Origin of the sequence: Streptomyces sp. NPDC050743 (assembly GCF_044456925.1) — a bacterium.
In the GTDB taxonomy this organism is placed as follows: domain Bacteria; phylum Actinomycetota; class Actinomycetes; order Streptomycetales; family Streptomycetaceae; genus Streptomyces.
Map to the genome: position 1 here is coordinate 1 of NZ_JBITGJ010000221.1, position 6,013 is coordinate 6,013.

At 67.1% G+C, this 6,013-nt stretch carries 10 protein-coding genes and 2 pseudogenes; 2 read left to right on the forward strand and 10 right to left on the reverse strand.

Annotation, left to right across the window (positions count from 1 at the left end; translation table 11 throughout):
• Positions 1 to 266 precede the first annotated feature (266 nt).
• The gene (locus ACIBJF_RS51485; RefSeq protein ID WP_399184814.1) at positions 267 to 608 is read right to left on the reverse strand and encodes an ATP-binding protein; all 342 of its coding nucleotides are present in this window, start codon (positions 606 to 608) and stop codon (positions 267 to 269) included.
• A 193-nt stretch (positions 609 to 801) separates the two neighbouring features.
• Between ACIBJF_RS51485 and ACIBJF_RS51490 the strand changes: the two genes are divergently transcribed.
• Positions 802 to 1,563 carry a hypothetical protein gene (locus tag ACIBJF_RS51490; RefSeq protein WP_399184808.1) on the forward strand — a complete coding sequence of 254 codons (762 nt, stop codon included), beginning with the start codon at positions 802 to 804 and terminating at the stop codon, positions 1,561 to 1,563.
• A 170-nt stretch (positions 1,564 to 1,733) separates the two neighbouring features.
• Here ACIBJF_RS51490 and ACIBJF_RS51495 read toward each other — a convergent pair whose 3' ends face one another.
• Both ACIBJF_RS51495 and ACIBJF_RS51500 read right to left on the reverse strand, forming a co-directional pair.
• The gene (locus ACIBJF_RS51495; protein ID WP_399184809.1) at positions 1,734 to 1,859 is read right to left on the reverse strand and encodes a hypothetical protein; all 126 of its coding nucleotides are present in this window, start codon (positions 1,857 to 1,859) and stop codon (positions 1,734 to 1,736) included.
• A 120-nt stretch (positions 1,860 to 1,979) separates the two neighbouring features.
• Positions 1,980 to 2,249, reverse strand: a complete 270-nt coding sequence (locus ACIBJF_RS51500; protein WP_399184818.1) for a hypothetical protein — start codon at positions 2,247 to 2,249, stop codon at positions 1,980 to 1,982.
• A gap of 88 nt (positions 2,250 to 2,337) precedes the next feature.
• On the opposite strand from ACIBJF_RS51500, the pseudogene tnpA reads away from it, so the two are divergent.
• Positions 2,338 to 2,737 (forward strand): annotated as a pseudogene (gene tnpA / locus ACIBJF_RS51505) (IS200/IS605 family transposase).
• A gap of 177 nt (positions 2,738 to 2,914) precedes the next feature.
• Here tnpA and ACIBJF_RS51510 read toward each other — a convergent pair.
• The 7 genes and pseudogenes from ACIBJF_RS51510 to ACIBJF_RS51540 all read right to left on the reverse strand — a co-directional run.
• A complete protein-coding gene (locus ACIBJF_RS51510; protein WP_399184810.1) occupies positions 2,915 to 3,493 on the reverse strand; it encodes a GNAT family N-acetyltransferase in 579 nt (192 codons plus the stop codon).
• 199 nt (positions 3,494 to 3,692) lie between these two features.
• Positions 3,693 to 3,983, reverse strand: coding sequence for a hypothetical protein (locus ACIBJF_RS51515; protein WP_399184816.1), 291 nt, complete (start codon positions 3,981 to 3,983; stop codon positions 3,693 to 3,695).
• A pseudogene (locus ACIBJF_RS51520) lies at positions 3,960 to 4,207 on the reverse strand (IS5/IS1182 family transposase); the annotation flags it as partial. The pseudogene ACIBJF_RS51520 and the gene ACIBJF_RS51515, both read right to left, overlap by 24 nt.
• A 13-nt stretch (positions 4,208 to 4,220) precedes the next feature.
• Positions 4,221 to 4,544 (reverse strand): hypothetical protein, encoded by a 324-nt coding sequence (locus ACIBJF_RS51525; RefSeq protein WP_399184811.1) that lies wholly within the window; start codon positions 4,542 to 4,544, stop codon positions 4,221 to 4,223.
• Positions 4,545 to 4,552: 8 nt separating this feature from the next.
• A protein-coding gene (locus tag ACIBJF_RS51530) for an IS5 family transposase (protein ID WP_399184817.1) occupies positions 4,553 to 5,379 on the reverse strand; the annotation gives its coding sequence in 2 pieces (ribosomal slippage) (positions 4,553 to 5,040 and positions 5,040 to 5,379; 828 coding nt in all).
• 19 nt (positions 5,380 to 5,398) lie between these two features.
• On the reverse strand, positions 5,399 to 5,713 hold the full coding sequence (locus ACIBJF_RS51535) for a transposase (protein WP_399184812.1): 315 nt from the start codon (positions 5,711 to 5,713) through the stop codon (positions 5,399 to 5,401).
• Positions 5,714 to 5,803: 90 nt separating this feature from the next.
• Positions 5,804 to 6,013, reverse strand: a 210-nt coding sequence (locus ACIBJF_RS51540) for a transposase (protein ID WP_399184813.1), incomplete at its 5' end; no start/stop codon positions are given.

Genomic DNA, 6,013 nt, shown 5'->3' on the forward strand with positions numbered 1-6,013 from the left:
CAGCGATCCCACTCCGCTTCGAGTGCGCGCCGCGCGGCAGCCGACAGGCGCACACGGAAGGTGTACCGGGCATGCCCGGTGTCCTTCGTGGTCGCCTCCGTCGTCATGCATCCGAACCTACCTGAGAGCACTGACAGTTGAGAGTTCTTGATCGTGGTGGGCGGCGTCACCGCCGTGCGGGGCGGACTTCCGAGCTCAGCTGAGCGGAGATTTGTCGGCCGGGTTCCGGGGGCGCTTGTTCGGTCGGTAGCTGGGGCCGTTCATGATCACCTGATGGCTGGTGTTGATCGGTCGGTCCAGTAGTGACTCGGCGACGACCGGGGAAGAGGGGATACCCGTTCCTGGGCGCCTGGTTGCTGGCGATGATCAGAGAGCGTTCCTTGCCGCTCGGAGGCGAGTTCGTAGAGGTCGTCGGCCTGGGACGCGGACAGCTGGCGCATGGTGAAGTCGTCGAGGATGAGCAGGTCGGGGCGGATGAGTTCGCGGATGCGCTTGTCCCAGGTGCGGTCAGCGTGGCCGCCGGCGAGTTCGGCCAGAATCCGGGTGGTCTTGGCGAATCGGACGTCGGCGCCCTGGCGGACGGCCTGGCGGCTGAGGGCCTGCGCGATGTGTGTGTCTTCCCGAGAGAGCTACCTTCTCGACGATCTGCGTCGAATCCGTCTGCATGCCGCGAGGCGGCACCGGACGTGCCGAGCCTCTCCTCGTAGTCCGGCCGGCGACGGTCAGGGGAGCACAGCACGGCGGCGACTTCTGCTTCGCAACGTTCTCCGGAGCCACGGCGAACGGCCGTTCCTCCGCGAGGTGGCTACGGAGGAACGGCCTTCGGCGCATCCTGGTGCCCAGCGCAAGGACCGGGGCAGCTGCACCATCGGCATCCTCGGTGCCCTGACCGGCGCTAAGGTGATCGAGGACGCGCAGGTCGGCCAGGCCGTCGCCATCGCCGGAGTGAAGACCTGGCAGGCGCCAAGGCCGCCGGCAGCTGGATCAAGTCCGGCTGGAACAGTCTCTTCTCCTCGGGAGGGTGATGCGGTGGTGACCGGGTACTGGATCGAGCGCAGAGTCGTGGGCTCCTGCGTCATCGCCGGCTTCGCAGCGTTTGCCGGGCTGGAGATTGCGCGGGTCTCCGACCCCGGGTTCTGGCAGCTCGCCCCCGCACTCCTGGTGCTGCTCGTGGTGAGCTCCCTGGCCTACCGGACGCTGATCCGGCCCTCGGTCGACTGCGACTGGGAACGGATCGTCGTCCGGAACGCGAAGACCGAGTACACCGTCCCCTGGGGCCGGGTGAAGAGGTTCGACTGGAACGGGCGGAGCGGTCGGTTGAGCGTCGTGCTCACCGACGGCAAGCAGGTCTGCCTCGAGGCATTCAGCGTCTGGCCGACGCTGGGCCGCCACGACCAGGTGAAGGACGAGTTGGAGCGCCTGCGCCGGGAGGCCCCGGGGCAGGCGGATCCGGTGCCGGTGAGCGAGCGGCAGTCCACCGCGTGGGCCGGTTCGCTGGTGACGCTGGTAGTCGCCGCGGCGCTGCTGGCGCTCGGCGTCGAAGGGCTGACGGGACTGCTGTGAGCGGTCCCAGTAGTTGATACGCCGAGGCCCCGTAACCCCTGCTGAGAGTTACGGGGCCTCGGCGTATCCGTATCCGCTCAGTGCATGCACATCCTCGGGAATGCCGGCCGTCTTCCGGCGCTCGGAGTCAGAGCACCAGGAGTGCTCGGGGAGATAGAGCCGACGGTCAATCAGCGCCCCTCCCGGCCGGTGGTGTAGGTGCGGACCTCCTCGCGGACGGCTCCAGCGTCCCAGCGGGCGTATCGCAGCAGATGTTGCATCCGCCCGGGGCGGGCGTGTTCCGCCTGCTCCGCCATCCACGGCAGTTCTTCCGCTCAACGCCCGACAGCAGTCCAAGCAGATATCCGCGCGCGGTGGCGCGCGGTTCCATTCTCCGGACAGGCTCCACGCTACGGCCCGCAGCCACCACACGATCTTCAGGAATCACCACACCTCCCGATGATCAAGCGGTGACCGCCCCCGTTGGAATTGCTCGCCCGACCGAACGCGCCGGTACGTCCCGGAATCGATCCGGACGCATCGGGAGGGTCGACGCTGCAGGTCATCGACCCCTGCGGCAATATCCTGAGATTCGCACAGCCGCCGTGCTCACGCGGCACGTCGCTGACGAACGCCACCTTGGAGACCCAGTCGGCCGCTTCGTTGACCGTGCGCAGGGCTACCGACAGCGGATGCCTGCGCGGCATCCGGTATCAACTTGACCTGCGTCACGCTCTTCACAAGCCTGATCATAAGGTTGGTGTATGTCACCCTCCTTGGGAGCCAAACCCCGATATTCAGAGAGGCCGTAGCGTCGTCTACGCCCTGCATTGCGCGTTTGGTCTTAACGCCGGAATACCGGCGCGGACCGTTCACCGGCGAGGTCCTGACGCGCTGCGAGGAGGTTATGCGCGACGTCTGCGCCGACTTCGCAGCGGAGCTGCGGGAGTTCAACGGCGTGACCGAGCACGTCCACCTGCTCGTCCACTACCCACCGAAGTTCGCCCTCTCCTGGCTTGTCGGCTCCCTCAAGGGCGTTTCCGCCCGGCGTCTGCGCCAGGAGTTCTCGGGTCATATCCGCAAGTACCTGTGGGGCGAACACTTCTGGCCTCCCTCATACTTCGCCGCGTCCTGCGGAGGTGCACCACTCGCCGTGGTGAAGGAGTACATCGATAACCAGAGATGCCCTGGTTAAGGTCAACAGTGCAGACCACTCACCTGCGCGGGTCAGAGCTCCCGAGAGAGGGGGGGATCCTCCCGGGCCCGAGAGAGGAGGGTATGCAACCTCTTGTCTGGTTCGCCGTTGTGTGTGGACGAGGCGCAGTGATCAGTCGCTCGGGGTTGGCCGATACCGGGCGCCGAGCGACGGAACTCAGTGGGCGGGAACCGGCTCGGACGACGGCCGCCACTCCCGCCTGAGCAGCCCGTAGACCCACGAGTCAGAGACCTCGCCGTTGACGACGCAGTCTTCCCGCAACGTCCCTTCCCGCACGAAGCCGAGCTTCTCGAGCACGCGGGCAGATGCCACGTTGCGCGTATCGGTCTCAGCTTGGACGCGATTCAGGTCCAGCGTGTCGAATGCCCACCGCAGCACAGCGCGCGCGGCCTCGGTCGCGTAGCCGTGGCCCCACGCTGCATCGTCGAAGCAGTAGCCAAGCGACGCGCTGCGGTAGTCCGGATTCCACCTGTTCAGGCTGCACCAGCCGAGGAACGCCCCGTCAGAGACGCGATCTACGGCCAGCCGCGCCCCGCTGCCGTCCTGTGCCATCTGCCGGCAAGCCGTGATGAACTTCTCGGCGCGAGCGCGTTCGCTCCATGGGGGCGCGTCCCAGTAGCGCAGCACGTAGGCGCTGCTGTGCAGTGCGAAGAGGTCGTTCGCATCCGCGTCTGCGAAGGCACGCAGTCGAAGGCGAGCGGTGTGCAACGAGGGGGTGGGCAGCGACGTCCTCATGTTCCCTCCCCTGATCGGTGGCCGATCAATCAGACATCCGATGCGGGTCGCTCGCAACGGGTTTTCTCCGCGGGCTGGAATGACGACGTGTCCGCTCATCGGCGTGACCGAGCGTCCCCCCAGAGGGCGGCACTTGAGGTGCTGCCCGGGTTGGCCTTTCGGTTGGGCTGAGCAGTCTGGTTGAGGCCCGCCGGAGGGGCTACGGCCGTGGCAGGGTGAACAGCCCCTGTCCGGTCTCGCCCAGGATCCCCCGCTCGGCGAGCCGCTTGAGCTTCAGACGGACGTTGTTGATGTTCCTGGGAGCGATCTCCAAGTCCATCGCCTCACATACCGCCCGCGCTCGCAGCGGGGCATCGGCCGCGGCGAATACGGCCGTGATCTGCTGGTAGGCCGGACGGTCCGGCAGCTTCGCGGCCGGCGGCACGGGTGGTTGCGGATCGGGCAGCCCCAGCAGCGTCTTGCGAGTGATCGCGGAGGCGGCCAGCACCACCGCGATCACCAGGCTCAACACGTCAACGGCCAGTCCCCGCTTGCGGCACGCGACCTTCTTGGCCCGCGTCCCGCCCGGTCGTCCCGGCGGGCACCCCGACGGCGGCGTGCAGGCTCTGGGTGTCGAGCACCACCAGGCTGGGATCGGCTAATCGACCCCCTCTTGTCCCGCACCTGCCAGCGCAGCAGGTCGTGGATGGTCTGGTCGGTGCCGTCGTCGCGCCACTTAGAGGTCATCTCATTTGGTGGCTATCTGCGGGGAATCCGCGACAAGTCGAGCCATCTCGTGCAGGCGGTGCCAGTACTCAGGGTCGTCCGCTTCGCTGAGTACAGGTATGACCCGGTCCAGGCGGGCGAGGCAGCGAAGCAGACCGCTTCGGCCTCGCGCTTCGAGCTCGCCGCCGTTCTTGATCCAGATAAAAACCCAGGCTGCGGTGTCCGAGTCCAGCATCACCAGGTCGAAGCCAGCCCGGTCCGCGCCAGCCAATCCGGGAGGAAAGGGCAACCCCATGAACTCTTGGTACAGGCGTGCTACGGCCTGAAGCGCAGTCTCTTTGCTCACGCGGGCCATCATGGCGCAGCTTTCACAACGCATGGAGTGGTCTTGAGTCTGCGGTAGCAGATGAGGGTGCAGGCGATGCTGGTGAAGGCGAGGAAGTGCTCGGCCTTGCGTTCGTAGCGGCGGTGGAGTCGGCGGCAGCCGGCGAGCCAGGCCATGGTCCGTTCGATGGTCCAGCGGTGTCGTCCGAGCCGCTGTGAGGTCTCCACGCCCTTGCGGGCGATGCGGTGAAGGATGCCTCGACCCGAGAGCCATTGCCGCAGGTGGCGGTAGTCGTAGGCCTTGTCGGCATGCAGCTTGCCGGGCTTGCGTCGGCGAGGTCCTCGGCGGGACCGGATCGGAGGTATGCCCTTCACCAGCGGGATCAGGGCCTGGCTGTCGTTGACGTTGGCGCCGGAGATACCGACGGACAGGGGCAGACCGGTCCGCTCGGCGATCAGATGGATCTTCGAGCCGTATTTGCCCCGGTCGACAGGATTCGGACCTGTCAGGTCCCCCTTTTCAGGGCCCGCATGTTCACCGAGTCGATCGCGCAACGGGACCAGTCCAGCTCACCGCGGGAACCGAGTTCGTCGAGGACCAGGCGGTGCAGCTTGGCCCACACCCGGGCCTTCGTCCACTCGGTGAACCTGCGGTGAGCCGTCGCACCGGACGACCCGAACGACGCGGCGGGAAGCTGCTGCCACGTGCAGCCCGACGTCGCGACGAACACGATCGCCGCCAGAACCTCCCGGTCGCCGTGGCGACGCCGGCCGCCGCCCTGAGGCCGCGACGGCGCTTCCGGCACCACCCGCTGGAACAGCTCCCACAGCTCATCCGGCACCAGCCGCTCAACAATCCCCGCCACGGCCAACAGCCTACCGAGCCAAATGAGATGACTTCTTATGGAAGTAGTACTTCACCGCCCCGACGGGCGGCAGGTCGTAGGGGAGGCAGTCCCACTGGCAGCCGGTCCGGGACTGGCAGAGCAGGGCGTGGACGATCTCCCGCATGTCGTGGTTGCCCTGGTGGCCGCTGGCGGAGGGGTGTCGGGCCTTCCACGAGGTGATCACGGGCCCGATCAGGGCCCAGCGTTCGTCGGATAAGTCGCTCTGTAGGACCGGCGCTCGCTCACAGGTGACACTCCGGCACCCCCATGCCTCCCAGGCAGCGGAGATGCAGCGATCCCACACGTTCCAGTGACGACAGATACGACATCACGGCGCATACCACCCTCTGAAGGACTCCGTTGGGAAATCCGTGAACCGGGTGTGGGAGGGCCTCTATGCGGCCAGGTCGAGCCGGGCCAGGTGTGAGGTTCGGGTCGGGCCGAGTGGGGTTTCGGTGAGCCAGGCATCGAGTCGGATGATGTTGATGGCGGTGGCGGCGAAGACGTGGCCGAGGTGGGTCTTGGGCAGGCCGGTGTAGCGGGTCCGGCGGATGCAGGTGCGCCGCACTGCCTGGGAGATCGTGCCCTCCACGCCGGCGCGGAT

What these genes read in the sequence shown, in the direction of transcription:
- ACIBJF_RS51495 (WP_399184809.1), bottom strand. Translation starts at nt 1,859, where the DNA reads ATGGCGGAGCAGGCGGAACACGCCCGCCCCGGGCGGATGCAACATCTG.
- ACIBJF_RS51500 (WP_399184818.1), bottom strand. Translation starts at nt 2,249, where the DNA reads ATGCCGCGCAGGCATCCGCTGTCGGTAGCCCTGCGCACGGTCAACGAA.
- ACIBJF_RS51510 (WP_399184810.1), bottom strand. Translation starts at nt 3,493, where the DNA reads ATGAGGACGTCGCTGCCCACCCCCTCGTTGCACACCGCTCGCCTTCGA.